The 18,061-nt window shown below is 55.0% G+C and carries 13 protein-coding genes; 4 read left to right on the forward strand and 9 right to left on the reverse strand.

Annotated elements, in window-relative coordinates; translation table 11 throughout:
* Positions 1-21: 21 nt before the first annotated feature.
* Positions 22-237 carry a helix-turn-helix domain-containing protein gene (locus AH68_RS06765; RefSeq protein WP_033500556.1) on the reverse strand — a complete coding sequence of 72 codons (216 nt, stop codon included), beginning with the start codon at positions 235-237 and terminating at the stop codon, positions 22-24.
* 1 nt (position 238) lies between these two features.
* The gene (locus AH68_RS06770; protein ID WP_173405853.1) at positions 239-745 is read right to left on the reverse strand and encodes a DUF2975 domain-containing protein; all 507 of its coding nucleotides are present in this window, start codon (positions 743-745) and stop codon (positions 239-241) included.
* Between the two features lie 181 nt (positions 746-926).
* On the opposite strand from AH68_RS06770, the gene AH68_RS06775 reads away from it, so the two are divergent.
* The gene (locus tag AH68_RS06775) at positions 927-2,414 is read left to right on the forward strand and encodes a DUF4153 domain-containing protein (protein ID WP_236682378.1); all 1,488 of its coding nucleotides are present in this window, start codon (positions 927-929) and stop codon (positions 2,412-2,414) included.
* Here the strand turns inward: AH68_RS06775 and AH68_RS06780 are convergent.
* From AH68_RS06780 to AH68_RS06795, 4 genes are all read right to left on the reverse strand, one after another.
* Positions 2,396-3,604 carry an MFS transporter gene (locus AH68_RS06780; protein WP_039198793.1) on the reverse strand — a complete coding sequence of 403 codons (1,209 nt, stop codon included), beginning with the start codon at positions 3,602-3,604 and terminating at the stop codon, positions 2,396-2,398. The genes AH68_RS06775 and AH68_RS06780 overlap by 19 nt on opposite strands.
* 209 nt (positions 3,605-3,813) lie before the next feature.
* On the reverse strand, positions 3,814-6,174 hold the full coding sequence (locus AH68_RS06785) for a DNA gyrase/topoisomerase IV subunit B (protein ID WP_039198796.1): 2,361 nt from the start codon (positions 6,172-6,174) through the stop codon (positions 3,814-3,816).
* Positions 6,175-6,294: 120 nt separating this feature from the next.
* On the reverse strand, positions 6,295-7,647 hold the full coding sequence (locus AH68_RS06790; RefSeq protein WP_395947792.1) for an RNA polymerase sigma factor: 1,353 nt from the start codon (positions 7,645-7,647) through the stop codon (positions 6,295-6,297).
* Positions 7,648-7,834: 187 nt separating this feature from the next.
* A complete protein-coding gene (locus tag AH68_RS06795; RefSeq protein WP_039198800.1) occupies positions 7,835-8,494 on the reverse strand; it encodes a DUF4192 family protein in 660 nt (219 codons plus the stop codon).
* A gap of 206 nt (positions 8,495-8,700) precedes the next feature.
* Between AH68_RS06795 and AH68_RS06800 the strand changes: the two genes are divergently transcribed.
* Together AH68_RS06800 and AH68_RS06805 are read left to right on the forward strand one after the other, a co-directional pair.
* Complete coding sequence (locus tag AH68_RS06800) at positions 8,701-9,789, forward strand: polyprenyl synthetase family protein (RefSeq protein ID WP_039198803.1); 1,089 nt, start codon at positions 8,701-8,703, stop codon at positions 9,787-9,789.
* Positions 9,790-9,925: 136 nt separating this feature from the next.
* Entirely contained in the window at positions 9,926-12,130 is a 2,205-nt protein-coding gene (locus AH68_RS06805; protein ID WP_039198805.1) for a Stk1 family PASTA domain-containing Ser/Thr kinase, read from the forward strand.
* 136 nt (positions 12,131-12,266) lie between these two features.
* Here AH68_RS06805 and AH68_RS06810 read toward each other — a convergent pair whose 3' ends face one another.
* Positions 12,267-12,977, reverse strand: coding sequence for a lysophospholipid acyltransferase family protein (locus AH68_RS06810; RefSeq protein WP_039198808.1), 711 nt, complete (start codon positions 12,975-12,977; stop codon positions 12,267-12,269).
* Between the two features lie 51 nt (positions 12,978-13,028).
* Between AH68_RS06810 and AH68_RS06815 the strand changes: the two genes are divergently transcribed.
* On the forward strand, positions 13,029-13,604 hold the full coding sequence (locus AH68_RS06815) for a hypothetical protein (RefSeq protein WP_039198810.1): 576 nt from the start codon (positions 13,029-13,031) through the stop codon (positions 13,602-13,604).
* 172 nt (positions 13,605-13,776) lie between these two features.
* Here AH68_RS06815 and trpD read toward each other — a convergent pair whose 3' ends face one another.
* Positions 13,777-14,832 (reverse strand): anthranilate phosphoribosyltransferase, encoded by a 1,056-nt coding sequence (gene trpD, locus AH68_RS06820; protein ID WP_039198812.1) that lies wholly within the window; start codon positions 14,830-14,832, stop codon positions 13,777-13,779.
* A gap of 259 nt (positions 14,833-15,091) precedes the next feature.
* A complete protein-coding gene (gene secA / locus AH68_RS06825; RefSeq protein WP_039198814.1) occupies positions 15,092-17,968 on the reverse strand; it encodes a preprotein translocase subunit SecA in 2,877 nt (958 codons plus the stop codon).
* Positions 17,969-18,061 lie beyond the last annotated feature (93 nt).

Below are 18,061 nucleotides of genomic sequence, written 5' to 3' on the forward strand. Positions count from 1 at the left end.
TTATCGCATCACCGTAAGACGTCACTCGTCTTCGCCGTCAACCCATTCGAGCACTTCTCCCGGTTGACAATGCAATGTCTCGCATATGGCATCAAGCGTGGAAAACCGTATCGCCTTGGCCCGTCCGTTCTTCAACACCGAAACATTGACCGGCGTTATGCCTATAGCCTCCGCCAGTTCACTGACGCTCATTTTTCTTTTGGCGAGCATCACGTCAAGATTTACACGAATGGCCATATCAAATCACCACCGCCAGTTCGTCACGCTGTTCGATAGCCTGCATCAACAGCGAGCGCATCACCACCATCAACAGTTCGAACGCCGCGATCAGCAGAAGCGTTGCCGCACCAACCGCCAGCACGACGTATGGAAACATTTGCTCGTCGACCCCTATCGCGGCCATCAGAAAGCGCGAAGGTGACAACCAGATTTGGCCAATCATCACAGCGAGCACCAGTATGCCTTCAATCCCCGCATATATGAGAATGTGATTCACCCAACGCATGGCTTTGCCGGAAAAGACATCACGTTTTTCAACTAAGCTCAGCAATCTCCACAGCGGTATCAACGCGAACTCGAAGCAGGAGACAATCAGCACTGCGGCAACCGCATACAGCCAATGCATCGAGTCAGCGCCGGCATATCTGGAAGCAACGACAGCGGATGCCGCAATCGCACTGACCTGCAGTCCGAGGCAGCATATTGCAATTATCACAATCAGCACACGCAATACGTCAATCACCATGGAACGTTTCGCCGCGGAATTCGACATGATATTCGTCTCCTTCAATCCAATAAACCTGAATATCGATAATATTCTATCGATATTCGATATGCAAATCTTGTGAAAGTATGTTAGTCGATATTTTTCTATCGTTTTTCGATATGTACGATGACAGCCAACACACTCAAGGAAGGAATTTGTTATGACGGAACCAGCCAGCGCTTCCCCATCACAAGCCCAACAAGCCCAACAATCATCACCATTACGAGAAATGCGAGAAACTCAAGAAACTCCAGGCGCACAAGAAAACCAACCAACACAAGAACCATCCGCACATCAGGAGGAACAGCCTTTGGCAAAACCTAAAATCACGCGGGAAGAAATAGCGCAACATCCCCTCGACAAACGCACGGCCATCACCATTGGCGCTGCATTACTCATCACTTTCACATTCGACCGTCTGATCTGCAGCATGCCTCCGACATGGCTTATCGGATATGAACTGCCGGTTTTCTGGATCATCTGCACGCTTACCGTAACCGCGCTGCACTGGAAAACCGCACGAAAACAAGTTCTTGTTTGGCTTGTTTTAGGAGGCATCGTCGCCATTGGCGTGTGGAATATACTCGCTCAGTCGACCTGGTGCTATTCGAGAAACGACGAATACGCGCTCACCACGCAATTCGTTCAACCGGCGTTGCTTATGCTGCACTGTCAGCTGGTCAACGGGCGTTACGATGTTCGTCGTCCACTTCAAGTTGTCTGGAATTGGTTTACCGGCTGGTTGCAGCAGCCGTTTATTCACATTCGCGATTTTGCGGAACCGTTTTCCGTCATATTCGCAAGATTCGCAGTCGCGTCGAGACAACGTTCAAAAGTGCGCGAAATCGGCATCGCGCTGCTGATTTCCATTCCATTGCTTTTGACGATCATACCGTTGCTTGTCGGCGCCGATCAAATAGTGCAATATGAGATGTTGAACGTTTTCCGTGATTTCAATCCGATGGCACTCATTCTTCACATCATGTTCATCGTATTGCCGTGGCCATTGCTGTTCTCTTTGCTCATCAGTCTCGACACCGAGCCCGCTTCCACACCACCGGAGCAACGTTTCTCCCTCAGTTCAATAACAGCGTTCGTGGTACTGGCCGTGACCCTGATGGTGTACGCGCTGTTCTGTGCCGTACAAGTCCGGTTCCTGTTCGCAGGATTGCTCACCGACGGTTCAATCGCACTGCCAGATGGATTGACCTATAGCGAATACGCACGCAGCGGATTCTTTCAACTGTTGGCAGTCACGACCATTAATGTGACCCTGTTCGGCTTGGTGATCACTCTCGCGCCACGCACACGCATGCTCAACATCACATTGGTCGCATTGCTGGCGTTAACAGCCATTATTCTGACTTCAGCGGCACTTCGATTAGGGCTGTACATCAACGCATACGGTTTGACTTGGCTACGCTACCTTTCGGCATCATTCATCGCCTTGCTTGCCGCTGTAATCCTGTTATGTCTTATTCGTTTGAAAACACAACGACTGCCATTGGCCGCGACCGTGGCCGTACTGCTTATCGTATGGTATGTTGCACTCGGTTTCAGTAACCCTAACCGTATATGCGAAATCTACAATGCTGCTCATGGCATCGCAGACGCAGTGGAGGCAACGCCCTACCAGCCGATGGTCTGACCACCGCACTTTTTACGCAGGCTCTCGTGCATGATCACCATAAGCACCAGAAAAACAAACATGTACAGAGGGAACCACAGCACGCTGATATGCTGTGCGATCAAGCCGAATACCGGCGGCATGCACATCGAGCCGACGTATGCGCATGCCATCTGCATGCCGACGATCGCCTGCGATTTGTCTTCGCCAAAATATGCCGGCGTGGAATGAATGACGCACGGGTAAATCGGAGCGCAGCCAAGACCGATAATCATCAGCCCCACAATAGTGCCGATATTGTATGGCAACGGTAACAACATGCTAACGATACCGGTCAGCACGAACGCCTGGCCTAGGCGAATCATAGTCGGATCGTTGCACTTCATGGTCAGAAAGCCACTTGCCAAGCGGCCCACGGTGATGCCGATGCAAAACAGGCTGGCCCACATGGCGGCTGTGGTCTTGTCGACGCCTTTGCCGAGCGCCATGTAGCTACTACCCCACAGCATGGCCGTGGATTCCAACGCACAGTAGCAGAAGAACATCACCAAGATTTCTTTGGCACCGCGAATGGCAAGCACGCCTCGTACACCAAGCGGTTTGCGAGTTCCATCCTTGGCTGTTCCGTTGGATTCGCCGGAAACCTCGCCCATCTTTGCCTCGGAGCGCTTCTTCCACAATGGCAAGCTGAAAATAAGAATGGCGGTGAGCGCAACCTGCAGTATGGAGATGTAACGGTAGCCCCACGGCCAGCCTTGACCCGCACCCAAGGCGAATCCCATGACGTATGGGCCAGTCAATGCGCCGATGCCCCACATGGCGTGCAGCCAGCTCATATGACGGCTCTCATAGTGAATGGCCACATAATTGTTGAGGGCCGCGTCAACTCCACCCGCTCCCAAGCCGTACGGGATGGCAAGCAGAATCAGCACCCAATAGTTCGGAGCCACCGAAAAGCCAAACAACGCCAACGCCGTCAATGCCACGGAAACCGCGGTGACTTTGCCCGCCCCAAAACGCAAGGTCATACGGTCGGAAAGCAGCGCAGAGACAATGGTTCCAGCAGAAATCGTCATGGAAATGCCGCCAGCCCAAGAGATGGGTGCACCCAAATCGACACTCATCGTCGGCCATGCGGCACCCAACACAGCATCCGGCAAACCAAGACTGACGAACGCCACATAGATTACGGCAAGCAAAAGATTGACCACGCCCCACTCCCTCTTAACTGATAGCTGCAGAAGACAACATCAGCCACCATTGTAAACATATCTATCTACCGATCGGTAACTGCTCAATTGCACTATTTACCGCAGAATCTTCAATCCCTATCTCGCGAAACCATATACCGTCTTCGCTAAGAAAACGCCCTCCGCAACGTCTTTGACGCAACGAAAGGCGAACCATCGAAAAGCACCAATCAGGTATCGATCTTGGAACGGTCGAAGTCATCGGCGTTTTCAACAATGAATGCCTTTCGAGGAGGCACATCGTCGCCCATCAACAGGCTGAAGATCTGACTGGCCTGTTCGGCATCTTCCATACGAATACGGCGCAGCATGCGCGTGCGTGGATCCATGGTGGTGTCAGCCAACTGATCGGCGTCCATCTCACCAAGACCCTTGTAACGCTGGATATCTTCGTTGTAGCTGATGTGCTTCTTGTCAAGCTCCGTCAATTTTCCGGCAAGCTCATCATCGGAATACGTATAGATGTACTCCCCCTTGCGAGCTCCGGTCAAGGCGATGCGGTGCAACGGAGGCACAGCCGCATACACATGGCCATACTCGATGAGCGGCCGCATGTAACGGTAGAACAAGGTGAGCAGCAGAATGCGGATATGCGCACCGTCAACATCTGCATCGGTCATCATAATGACCTTGTTGTATCTTGCCTGCTCAATGTCGAAGCTTGCACCGGAGCCAGCACCGACCACCTGAATAATCGCCGCGCATTCCTTGTTCGACAACATCTGTGACAGCGACGCCTTCTGCACGTTAAGGATTTTGCCGCGAATCGGCAACAACGCTTGGAAGCCGGAATTACGCGCGGCCTTGGCGGTACCAAGCGCGGAATCACCCTCCACGATGAACAGTTCGGCTACATCGTCATTACCCGGCTGGCAGTCAGACAGCTTCGGAGGCATGGACGCCGATTCGAGCGCGTTCTTGCGACGGGTCACCTCTTTAGTCTTACGCGCCTGAATGCGGGCATGCATTTCGCCGACGATCTTCTCAAGCACGCGACCGGACTGTTCCTTGTAGCCGCGCTTGGATCCGGTGATCATCTCACCGAACTGCTTGTCGGTCATTTTGCTGACGATCGGCTTGACCTGCGCGGTACCAAGCACATCCTTGGTCTGGCCTTGGAACTGCGGTTCGGCGATACGCACGGTGATGACGGCCACAAGACCAGCCAGGATATCATCACGTTCGACCTTCATGTTGGAATCTTTGAGATTCACCTTGAGCTTGCGCGCGTTGTCTTCAATGGCCTTACGAATCTGCTTGGTCATTCCTAACAAGTAGCCGTCCACATGCGTGCCGCCGCCGGGGGTCTCCACCACATTGACGAAACTGCGCATGGTGGTGTCGTAACCGTTGGTCCACCGCATGGCGATGTCGACGGCGCACTTTCTTGTAACCTTCTGCGCATGCAACTCGCCGCCGTCGCCAACGGCCTGGGTTTCTTCAACGTACGTGTCTTCGCCGGTAACGCGCCAAATGTCGGAAACGGCTTCACCCTTGGACAGGTAGTCCACGAAATCCTTCACGCCGCCGGTATGGCAGAATTCCTCGATGCGGGCATGCGTATACTTCGATCCCTGAGGTTGTGCCACGGCATCGGTTTCCACCGTCTGACCTGCGACGGCATTTTCAGCATCGTCACTTTCGCCGCTTTCGTCGCTTTTCTGCGTTTGCGCATCGTTATCCGCTACCGGTTCCTGAGATTGCGCAACTTCCTGCGTTCCTTCGAAATCCTGAGATTCGTCATCCGCAGTATTCGTAATATCGTCGATTTCCAGTATTTCATCGATGGATTCATCGCCGGTTTCCGGAATATTCTCGTCGATAACGGTGATTTTCAATCCCGGCACCAGGAAGCTGGTTTGCCTGACACGGTCGACCAGCTGCTCATAGCTGAATTCTGCGGTATCGTTGAAGATCTCCGGATCAGCCCAGTAACGGATGCGGGTACCGGTGGTCTTCGGACTGACCTTGCCAATGATCTCAAGTTCGGTCGGGCGGTTCTTGCGCGTACGCTTGAACGGCGCGTCCGGCGACGGATGCGCCGGATCGACGTCGGTATACACACCCGGATGACCCTGGTGGAACGACATGTGATGGGTTTTGCCATCACGATCCACTTCCACATCAAGCCTAGAGCTCAACGCGTTCACCACGGACGAGCCCACACCATGCAGTCCACCAGAGGCGCCGTACGAAGAGCTGCCGAACTTCGCGCCAGCGTGCAGCTTGGTCAACACCACTTCCACGCCGGTAAGTTTGGTCTTCGGCTCAATGTCGACAGGAATACCTCGTCCATTGTCTGCGACTTCCACGGAACCGTCGGAATGCAGTGTTACGACGATATGGTTGCAGACACCCGCAAGGGCCTCATCGACGGAATTATCGATGATCTCCCATAAACAGTGCATCAAGCCTTGGCTATCGGTGGTACCGATATACATGCCTGGGCGCTTGCGCACCGCGTCAAGACCCTCGAGCACAGTAAGACTGCCTGCACCGTAATTGTCCTTGTCTTTCGCCATTTTCCTCATTCCGACTTGCTTATTCGCTTCGGTTTTTCAAAACATAAAAACGTCTTGTAGACGTAAGAAGCCGAGAAATTCGACATTTCCGCCGGATTTCTCGACTTCATTCACACATGTATCGTCTGATCACTGATCAAGGAAGTCACGCAACGTCTGCGAACGAGACGGGTGACGCAGCTTCGACATAGTCTTCGACTCAATCTGGCGAATACGTTCACGGGTTACGCCATACACGCGGCCAATGTCATCGAGCGTTTTCGGCTGACCATCTTCCAAGCCATAGCGCATCTTGATCACACCGGCCTCGCGCGGAGACAGCGTCTCAAGCACCTGCCTGAACTGTTCCTGCAACAGCGAGAAAGCAACCGCATCGGACGGTGCGATGGCGTCGGTGTCTTCGATCAGATCACCGAACTCGGAATCGCCGTCCTCGCCCAGAGGGGTATGCAGGGAAATGGGCTCACGACCGTACTTCTGCACTTCCTGCACCTTCTCGACCGGCATGTCAAGCTCGCGCGCAAGCTCATCCGGCGTAGGTTCACGGCCAAGATCCTGAAGCATCTGGCGCTGCACACGAGATAGCTTGTTGATCACTTCGACCATGTGCACAGGCACGCGAATAGTGCGCGCCTGATCGGCCATAGCTCGGGTAATGGCCTGACGAATCCACCACGTGGCGTAGGTGGAGAACTTGAAGCCCTTCTTCCAATCAAACTTCTCAACAGCGCGAATCAAACCAAGGTTGCCTTCCTGAATCAAATCCAAGAACAGCATGCCGCGTCCGGTGTAGCGCTTGGCCAGCGACACCACGAGTCGCAGGTTAGCCTCCAACAGGTGGTCCTTGGCACGTCTGCCATCGTTTGCGGCCCACTTAAGCTCGCGCTTGCGCTTGAAGTCCATCTGGTCGGATTCGGTGTCCAGCAGGTGTTGGGCATATAGACCAGCCTCAATACGCTCGGACAGGTCGACTTCCTGCTCCGCGTTCAGCAAGCTCACTCGACCGATCTGCTTCAGGTAATCCTTGACAGGATCGGCGGTCGCTCCTGCTGCGATCACACGACGCTTCGGGTTGCCGGACGGAGTCAGATTCTCATCATCGTCATCGTCTCGCACCACGAAAGCGCCCTTTTCCTTGGGCTCTTCCGGCTTCTTGCGTTCTTCCTCGTCCTCGTCGTCGTCATCCTCCGGCTCGGATTCCTCGTCATCATCGAGATCGTCATCATCATCCGAATCGACGTCATCGAGATCGTCATCGAAATCATCGAGATCGGGGTCATCCACCTGAGCGTCCTCATCGTCAAGGGCGTCATTCTCAATCTGCTCCTCTTCCTTCTTGGCAGGGGCGCTCTTCTTGGCGGTGGTCTTGCGAGGGGTCTTCGTGGCAGGGGTTTTCTTCGCTGCGCTTTTCTTGGTGGAGGCCTTACGCGTGGCAGCTTTCTTCGTGGAGGTGGTCTTTTCGGTCAGATCAGCCTGTTCCATGCTTGCCGTCGTTTCCTTGGTGGCCAAACTTATCCTCCTATTGATCCTGCCAGAAGCGTATACCACAAGGACCCACTTCTGGCAAGGGCAAATCGTCAACTATGTGAGTAAACCATCTTGCAAGGACGATTATTCCCGCATAATGAGGCCTGCACGCACAAGTCACGCCGCTTTACGGCGTGTTGCTTTAGGTTTCCGATGTCCAGGCAGGCCCGATATGCCGTTCGACCGCTGAACATACGATCGCTGCCAGCGAACATTGATCATCTATCGCGAGCGCGCTGATGGCGGCCGCCATGGCGCCTTCCTGACCCATCCACCACATGATGTAGCTGATTATGGCGAACGGCTGTGCCCGATATGATTTGGGAATCATATCGATGATGTCGAACAGCATGTTGATCGCTTGGTCGCAACGTCTCATATCGGGTCTGGCTGATGGGTCGCGGAATGCATCGCTGAGCAGCTGTTCCAAACGTTGCGCGTTGCTTGGCTGCTGGGGTCGTTCGGCGAAATCCATAAGGAACTCCCGACTGGCGCGTTGCTCATCGACTATGGCGGAGATGAGGAACACATCGCGTATGGACAGCATTTCGCCCATGCCCACTGTAATTCGTATGACCGTGTCCCTATCGAGGCTGCATTCGGTACGTGTCACGCTTACTCGGCATGGCTCGTCGTTCTCTGCCGACGCCTGTTCGAGCGCGTCCATCCATATGAGCAACGCCTCTGATATGAGGGAACGCACCGCTTTGCGCGTGCCATTCGATCGGCGATCTTGTTCGAATTGGTTGATGGTTTCTTTCATTTCCGTTCCGGTGATGCGTACGGTCCTGTTGATTGTCATTGTTCTGCCCTCCTTAGCATGGTTGATCGGCTTCTCTGTGCGCCGCTTGTATGGCACTATGTCCGATGCGCTGAGACGATGCGCTGTTTTTTGGGGCTTGTGGTCGGAGGATGGGTCTTTCGGCTTTTCGCAAAATGGTTTCGGTACCGCAACTATTGCAATCACTGAGATTTGGTCTTGTCGAATGCCTGTGGATAACTGTTGGTATGACTAGCTCTTCCGATTTGGAACAGATTGAATCGCGCATTGTTTCGTTAGTGAAGGATTTTGCGTTCCTTCATGTGGACGATTCGGTTGTCTCTTCCTGCAGGCCCATCGCAGACATGGTCGCCACGCAGGCAGTCACTTCAAGTGAGGGCGGCAAGCGGCTTCGCGCCTTGCTGACACTGGATTCGTTCCGCGCGTTCGCTTCGGAGGATGTGCTGGAACGCGATTTCGATACGCTACTTGATTTGGCGTGTGCCGTGGAGGTTTTTCAGACCGGCGCACTGGTGCATGATGACATCATCGATGATTCCGATCTGCGTCGCGGCAAGCCATCCGCGCATCGTGCGTTTTCCACCGATACGCATAGTGAGACTATCGGTCATGGTTTGGGAATCATGCTCGGCGACATGTTGGCCACGGCGAGCGTGGATATCGCGGATAAGGCCGCATCCAAGCTTACTTATGGTTCCGATGTGGTTGCGGCGTTGCTCAATATGCATCGCGAAGTCGAAGTTGGCCAGATACTTGATTTGGCGGTGGAACTCAACCCGTTAAACGATCCGGACGAGCTGGTGGAAGCTTCGTTGAATGTATTCCGTTGGAAGACCGCCAGCTACACCACCATCGCCCCTTTGGAATTCGGCATGCTTGCCGCTGGTTTAAGCAAGGATGATGCTCGAAGACGCGCATTGACGGTCGGTTTGCCGCTCGGTTTGGCGTTCCAGCTTGCGGATGACCTTTTGGACGTTGTCGGCTCAAGCAGGAATACCGGGAAACCTGTTGGCGGAGATATTCGCGAAGGCAAGCGTACCGTGCTTCTCGCCGATGCCATCAACGCTGCGGATGATGGGCAGCGGCGTGAGCTTATCGACATGTGGGAAGCCGATTCGCGTTCCGAGACTCAAGTGCAACGCGCCATTGAACTGTTCGGACAGACGGGAGCCATCGCGCAATCCCGCAACAGAATCGCAGATCTGTGGCATGCATCGAAATCGGCTATCAATGCGCTTGATCTTTCTGAGTATCGCAAATCAACGCTCGTCGAGGCCTGCGCACGTTTCGTACCTAATGTACGTGCAAATGCGTGACGAGATCCGCGTAGCTTCTAGTCAGTCCGGACAGGACGCTCGTTCGTTGCATAATCCGCAAACCTCTGCTTGTAGACTACAAATGAGAACACGTTCAGCGTGAAGCGTTTTGAAGAAGGAACCGCAGCAATCAACCATGAGTGAAGCTCCACATGCCCCCGAAGGTCAGGTCATCGAAGGCCGGTATCGGGTCGTCAGCAGAATCGCCGATGGCGGCATGGCCACAGTGTACCAGGCGGTAGACGAGCGCTTGGGGCGCACTGTCGCCATCAAAATCATGCATACGCAGCTGGCTCAGGGGCCGCACCGTGACCAATTCGTGGAGCGTTTCCACCGCGAGGCACGCTCCGCGGCCGCCATTGCCAACCCGCATATCGTGCAAGTGTATGACACCGGCGAATTCGACGGTCTTGACTACCTCGTCATGGAGTATGTTCACGGCGTGAATCTGCGCTATGAAATGAACCAGCAAGGCACGTTCAGCGTTCGTGAAACGTTGCGTATCATCGGCGAAACGTTGGATGGCCTTGCTTCCGCACACCGTGCGGGCGTGGTACATCGCGACATCAAGCCGGAGAACATTCTGCTCAACGACCGCGGCCACGTGCAGATCACCGATTTCGGTTTGGCCAAAACGGTTTCACAGGCAACGCTTTCCTCCACTGGCATCCTACTTGGAACGGCCGCATATCTGGCGCCGGAAATGATTGAGAGGAACCAGGCCACGCCTCAAGGCGACTTGTACTCCGTAGGCATCATGGCTTGGGAAATGCTCGCAGGCAAGGTGCCGTTCACTTCGAACAATCCGGTGACATTGGTATTTAAGCATGTTCACGAGGATGTGCCAAGCATCGTTACCGTCTGTGAGGGCATCAATGCCAATGTGGCTGCATTCATCGCTCACCTCACGGCTCGCGCGGTCGAAGCACGACCCGCAGACGCTTCCGCCGCATTGGCCGAGTTGCAGCGACTGCAATCCATGCTCGCGATCAGCGATTGGCAGTATCGGCTTCCCACGGCAAACGTCAACGTATCGCGCAATACCGCACAAGCGGAAGATGCCGCTGCCCCGATGGATGAGGGTAATCCGGCTCCGCCCACTCCCCCGGCCCCACCGACGCAACAATTCGACGATCGTACACGCAAGCTGGACAGAGTCAAACCGAACATGACGACCGTCATGCCGGTGCAACAACAGAACGTTGATCCCGAGGCGACAACGCGCTTCTCGCTGCCGCCGGATGGAGGCGTCAATACCGCAGACAGCAGTACGAGGCCGCAATCCCCTGCCATGCAGAACGGCGATTACGGCAATGCGGGAAAGGACAAATCTTCGAAAAAACATCGTACGCCGCTTATCGTCGCAGGTGTGGCTGCGCTTCTTTTGACGTGTGGCGCAGGCGGCTGGGCATGGTGGCGTTACCAGGGGCCTGGCAGTTATTGGACCATGCCTCAGCCGGATGGCATGTCGTGCAGCGATTCCGTAGCCTGCCCCATCACCGGTGTGAAATGGAGCGACTATGAGAGTCTGCTGAAGGTTTCCGATATCGAATACGAAGTGTCGGAAGAGTATAGCGATTCCATAGCGGAAGGCGATATCATCTCCACCGATCCGGCGAATGTCGGCGATCGTGGCAGCAAGCGTCGCGGCCAGAAGGTCAAGGTCGTGGTCTCCAAGGGAGTCAGACAGGCGACGGTTCCCGCCGACATTCTCGACGCGACCAGCGCATCCGGCAAGGATCCGATCAATGCGTTGAAGAAGGCCGGATTCGATAATGTCGAGCAGACCACTGCTTCCGATGACACGTATTCCATGAAGGTGCCGCAGGGGGCGTTGCTGTCGTTAAGCGTGGATCCCGGTGCCACATTGCCGCATAATACGACGATCACCGTCACCGTGTCGCAGGGACCAAAGCCCATAACCATGCCTAATATCGTCGGCAAGACGAAAGATGAGGCGCAGCAGACGATGGATGACCTCAAACTCACCGCCAATTGGACGGAATCCTTCGACGATAAGATTCCGCAGGGTCAGGTGATTTCCACTTCCGTCAGCAGCGGCAATACGCTGCATTGGGGAGATAGCGTTGACGTAGTGGTCTCCAAGGGACCGGAAACCATAACCTTACCGAATTATGTGGGCCAGAAAGCCTCTGACGCCAAAGCTGCGTTGGAGAAGCTTGGATTCACGGTCAAAGTGAGTTCGCAGCTCACATTGGACGCCAGCCAAGATAAGAAGGTCGCTTCGCAGGATCCGGTAGGTGGCACCGAAGTACGTATCCGAGACGAAAATGGAACCCCGACCACCATCACATTGAAAATGTATTCCTCACTGTTCTAAAACGTGGGAGGCACCGGATCCGGCAACGCGTTTCCCCACAACAGAGTGAGCCCGTCCGATTTCCCGGATGGGCTCACTGATGGCGTCCCGTCTCCGTTTTCAAATCATCTTTACAACTGCGTGACTACGACAAAATTCAGTCCTGCTTCGGCTGCTCTTCCGCTTCCTTGGCCGCCTTAAGCTGTTCCTTAACTTTTTGCGCGTATTCGTTCACATATTCCTGACCACTCATCTTCTGAATCTCCATGGTCACACGGTCGGTAAGCGAACGCAGGTCGTCATGCGTAATCTGGTCCAACGGTTTTTTTTCAACCTCGATCGGCTTGCCGTAAATCACCGTGGTCTTGCCTTTGTCGGGAATGACCTGCCCTGGCTTCTGCAATTCTCGGGAGCCGATGATAGCGGCCGGAACAATCGGACATCCGGTTTCGAATGCCAGACGCGCCGCACCGGTGTGGCCTTTATAGAGACGTCCGTCAGGACTGCGGGTGCCTTCGATGTGGATGCCGAACAGGTGGCCGTCCTCAATGATTTCACGGGCATGGTTCAGCGCACCCAACGACTTGGAACCACCGGAACGGTCCACGGGGAACACGCCAACGGATGTAAACCACCATTTCTTGAACTTGCCTTTGATGCCTTTACCTTCGAAATATTCGGCTTTGCCCATGAAGTGAATCATGCGTGGGCTGGTCAGCGGCAACAGTGCATCGTCGATGACGGCAAGATGGTTGGCCGCAATAATGGCACCGCCTTCGCGAGGAATGTTTTCAAGCCCTTTTGCGGTCGGTCCCAAACGGTGGATGGCGATCGGTCCTAGGCCTTTAACGAAAAACCAGTAGAGCATTCTTCACGGTCCTCCCAGCGGATGGGCATCCGCTTGATTAAAGTTATCAGTATGACTGACCTCAACAATAGCAATGCCGATGAAGAACACCCAAATACCGAGTCGCATGGTGGAGGGAATGTTCCATCCTCTGATGCGAACGATCTGGATGCCGCTTGGGCAGAATTCGCCAGTTCTCATGCCGACGATTTGAAGGCCGTGGAACACTCGCGGAATGCGAAGCGTTTCGAGAAACATGCGCAGCGACGTGAAAAAGAGGCGCTGCTATCGATTCGGGATCTGGATCAGGGTACATTCACCGACGATATACCGCAAGGTCGTGGACCACGCGATTTCACAGGTTCCAGCTGGTTGGACACCGATAGAGTGATGGATCGTTATGGAGATGATTTCGTGCCTCCGAATCCAGAAATCGGACATGTCAAGCTTTCGAAACTCGTGTTCTGGGCGTTGCTGGTCGCCGGAGTCATCGGCATCATCGTTTCTGTATTCATGCCTACGTTGGCGGCGATTCTGGGATCGATTTTCGGCTTGTGCGCATTGGTCGGCGCCGCAGGGCTTATTGTGCAGCACAAGGGACACTCACAGACTCGCTTTGATGAGTTTGATGATGGCGCGAGGGTCTGATTTCGACCTCTTCTTCATCGAGCATATTTCAGAACATCATAAGAATCCTGGCAACGAGATTTTCACATCGAAAACCTCGCATCAGAAAAATGCGTGTGCGGCACCGGATATTTCGATGCCGCACACGCATTGCTATTCAGTTATTGGCAAATACCGATCAGAAAGTCCTGAGTCAGGCATTTTTCTTAGACTGCGCGGTGGCGATCCACTGATCAAGCAACGCGGATGCCTTACCGGAGTCGACGGTCTCTTCGGCGATGGCGTAGGCCGCTTTGAAACGATCGGCGAGGCTGGCTTCCGTTGGCACCAAATGTCCATCAGCGACAATTGCGGATGCCGCATTGAGCAGAGCGGTGGTGCGGAACGGCACGTCCTTGCCTGCGAGGAAGTCACGGAATAGTTGGGCATTAAGCTCCGGTTCACCACCCTTGAGGTCGGCGACGGTCACTTTGGCGAGACCGAGTTCAACGGTTGGATCAAATTCGTTTTCCGTGACCTTGCCATCCTTGAACTCCCAGATGGATACCGGGCCAGTCGGAGCCATTTCATCAAGTCCCTCATGCGAGGTGTAGACCATGCCGGTCTGACCATTCGCTGCATATACTTCGGCCATAATCGGACTCATCTTGCGATTGGCGCAACCGACCGCCATATGCTTCGGAGCGGCAGGATTGGTCAGCGGGCCCAGCACGTTGAACACGCAGGGCACTCCCAGCGCGGTACGAATCGGTCCGACGAAGCGCATCGCCGGGTGAAAGGTGCGTGCGAAGGCAAAGGCAATACCACATTCGTTGCCGACTTCCGCCACCTGGTTCACAGTCAGGTCAAGCGGCAGACCGAGCGCTTCGAAGCAATCGGCTGTACCACACTTGGAGGATGCTGCGCGGTTGCCATGCTTGACGACTTTGACACCAGCGGCGGCCGCCACAACTGCGCCCATGGACGACAGGTTCACGGTGGCGGCACCATCGCCACCGGTACCGACGATATCGGTGGTCTCACCTTCGATATGCAACGGAATGGCGTGGGCCACCATGGCCTTCGCCGCTCCACGCACCTCGTCCGGAGTCAGCCCCAGCTGCTGCTGCGTGGCGAGCACCGCGCCGACCGCAGCCGGATTGGCGTTGCCATTCATGAGGTCATCGACGAACCACTCGGATTCCTCGGCGCTCAGATGGTCCCCTCCGACCAACTTGGTGAGGATCGACTTCCATGTGATTTCGGCCATGATGCCCTCCTTGACGCTTCGACACGTCATTATTGTTATGTGATGCCGATTATTGTATCGGGTCTACGTTTCTTGGTTTTCCAACGTCCATATCACGAACAGATGATTACACAACCTGTCCCACTTATAAAATGCACAGACGATTTCGATATCGATCTCACGTATATCAGATGGCAAAGGAACGGATTAAAAAAGCGGTCTGCGAAAAACCGCAAACCGCCTTCACCATGTGCGAATCATCAACGCACTATCTCATGCGTCACTGCTCGTTCTGTCCGTGGCACATCTTGTACTTGCGACCGGAACCACACGGGCACTGGGCGTTCTTGCCAGTTCCCGGGAAGGTACGGCCATCCGCCCACGGGGAGTGCAATTCCTCGCTCTTCGGACGCTTGTTGGCCGGAACTTTGCCTTCGGCGTGGCTGATCGGCTGCATGCCAACGATGCCAGATTCGTTCTTTTGCTCGTCAGCCAGTTCGTCGATGGCGGTCTTTTCGGACTCATCATCGGTTTCCGGCTCGGCAGGAGCGGTTTCGCCGGTAGGTTCGGTCTCGCCTTCCAGTCCCATCACCGCTTCAGCCGCGTTCACGGCCTCATCCTCGTCAGATTCGGTGTTGGCGTCTTCGGTGGTGGCGACACGATCGATATCGACATGGAACAGCAACTGGATGGTCTCCTCCTTGATCGCTTCGATCATAGAGTTGTACATCTGGTAGCCTTCGCGCTGGTATTCGACCAGCGGATCGCGCTGGCCCATGCCACGCAAACCGATGCCGTCCTTGAGATAGTCCATCTCATACAGGTGTTCGCGCCACTTGCGGTCAAGAACCGCGAGCACGACACGACGTTCCAACTGACGCAGACTCTCTTCACCAAGCTTGCCTTCGAAGTCGATATACTGGTCCTTGGCGTCGGAAACGATAAGCTCCTGCAGGGCCACGACGGCCTTGTCTCCCTTGAGCTTGGAGACAGCATCCTTGGCTGCTTCCGGATCGACGGCAATCGGGTACACGGCGTTCAGAGCCTTGAACAAGCCTTCCCAATCCCAATCCTTCGGCTTGTCAGAGCCCTTGTTGGCACCCTTGATGTAGCTCAATACCGTCTCGTCGATGAACTTGAGGATATCCTCGTGGATGTCCTCGCCCTTCAGTACGGCCTGACGCTCGGCATAGATGACGGTACGCTGCTTGTTCATCACATCGTCGTACTTGAGCACGTTCTTACGGATTTCGAAGTTGCGTGACTCCACAGCCTTCTGTGCGGTGCGTACGCCCTTGGAAACGCTCTTCGCCTCGATCGGCTCGCCTTCCGGCATACCCTTGGCCATAACGCGGGCCACGAGCTGGGTGTTGAACAGACGCATCAGATCGTCTTCGAGCGACAGGTAGAAACGGGACTCGCCCGGATCGCCTTGACGTCCGGAACGTCCACGCAGCTGATTGTCGATACGGCGAGACTCGTGACGCTCAGTACCAAGCACGTACAGGCCACCGAGCTCGACGACCTCTTCATGCTCGTCCTTGACCTGCTCCTTGATTTCGGCCAAGGTGCCCGTCCAACGCTTCTCGTACTCGTCCGGAGTGTCATCCGGAGAGTAGCCTTCGGACTTAAGCTTCGCATCGGCGAGGAATTCGACGTTGCCGCCGAGCATGATATCAGTACCACGGCCTGCCATGTTGGTAGCCACGGTGACGGCACCCTTACGGCCTGCGACGGCCACGACGGCGGCTTCCTTGTCATGCTGCTTCGCGTTCAGCACCTGATGAGGAATGTTGGCAACGTCAAGCAGGGACGACACGATTTCGGAGGATTCTACGGAAGCGGTACCCAGCAGCACCGGCTGGCCCTTCTTGTGGCGCTTGGCAACATCGCGCACGATGGCAGCAAGCTTCTCCTTCTTGGTACGGAAGATCAGATCGTCCTTGTCTTCACGAATCATCGGCTTGTTGGTCGGAATCGGGAGCACGCCCAGCTTGTAGGTGCCCATGAACTCCGCGGCCTCAGTTTCTGCGGTACCGGTCATGCCTGACAGCTTGTCGTACATACGGAAGTAGTTCTGCAAGGTGATGGTGGCGAAGGTCTGGTTCTCAGCCTTGACTTCCACGTTTTCCTTGGCTTCGATGGCCTGATGCAGGCCCTCATTGTAGCGACGCCCCGGCAGGATACGGCCGGTGTGTTCGTCGACGATGAGCACCTCGCCGCCGGTCACCACGTAATCGCGGTCGCGCAGGAACAGTTCCTTGGCCTTGATGGCGTTGTTCAGGTAGCCGATCAGCGCGGTGTTGTTCGGCTCGTACAGGTTGTCGATGCCGAGATAATCCTCGATCTTGTTGATGCCTGGATCAAGAATGCCGACAACCTTCTTTTTCTCGTCGACCTCATAATCCTCGTCGCGGGTGAGCTTGAGCACCAGACGTGCGAACTGGCGGTACCAACGGGTCACGTCGCCTTCGGCCGGACCGGAAATGATCAACGGGGTACGGGCCTCGTCGATGAGGATGGAGTCAACCTCATCGACGATGGCGAAGTGGTGGCCGCGCTGCACCAGATCGGACTTTTCCCACGCCATATTGTCACGCAGGTAGTCGAAACCGAACTCGTTGTTGGTGCCGTAGGTGATGTCGGCGTTGTACTGCTTGCGGCGCTCCGGCGGCTTCTGGTTGGTGATGATGCAGCCGGTGCTCATGCCAAGGAAGCGGTAGACACGGCCCATGAGTTCGGCCTGATAGCTTGCCAGATAGTCGTTGACGGTGACGACATGCACGCCTTGGCCGTCGAGTGCGTTCAGGTATGCCGGCAGGGTTGCCACAAGGGTCTTGCCTTCACCGGTCTTCATTTCGGCGATGTTGCCCCAGTGCAGCGCCGCACCGCCCATGAGCTGCACGTCGAAGTGACGCAGGCCCAGCGTGCGCTTGGAGGCCTCGCGCACGGTGGCGAAGGCTTCCGGCATCAGCTTGTCGAGGGACTCGCCATTGTCGAGACGCTGCTTGAACTTGGCGGTCTGGCCCTTGAGTTCCTCGTCATTGAGCGCTGCAATCTCGTCTTCCAGCGCATTGGTCGCCTGAGCGACGTGCTCAAGCTTCTTGATCTGTCGGCCTTCGCCCATTCGCAGAGCTTTGTCAACGATATCTACCACAATCACTCCCTTTGTGTATGCGAGTTACCTCACCTGAGATTAGTCGCTGTTTAACGATTTCCGAAAAACACCGTCCATTTTACGTAACTTTCA

The sequence above is a fragment of the Bifidobacterium catenulatum PV20-2 genome (genome assembly GCF_000800455.1).
GTDB lineage: Bacteria > Actinomycetota > Actinomycetes > Actinomycetales > Bifidobacteriaceae > Bifidobacterium > Bifidobacterium kashiwanohense_A.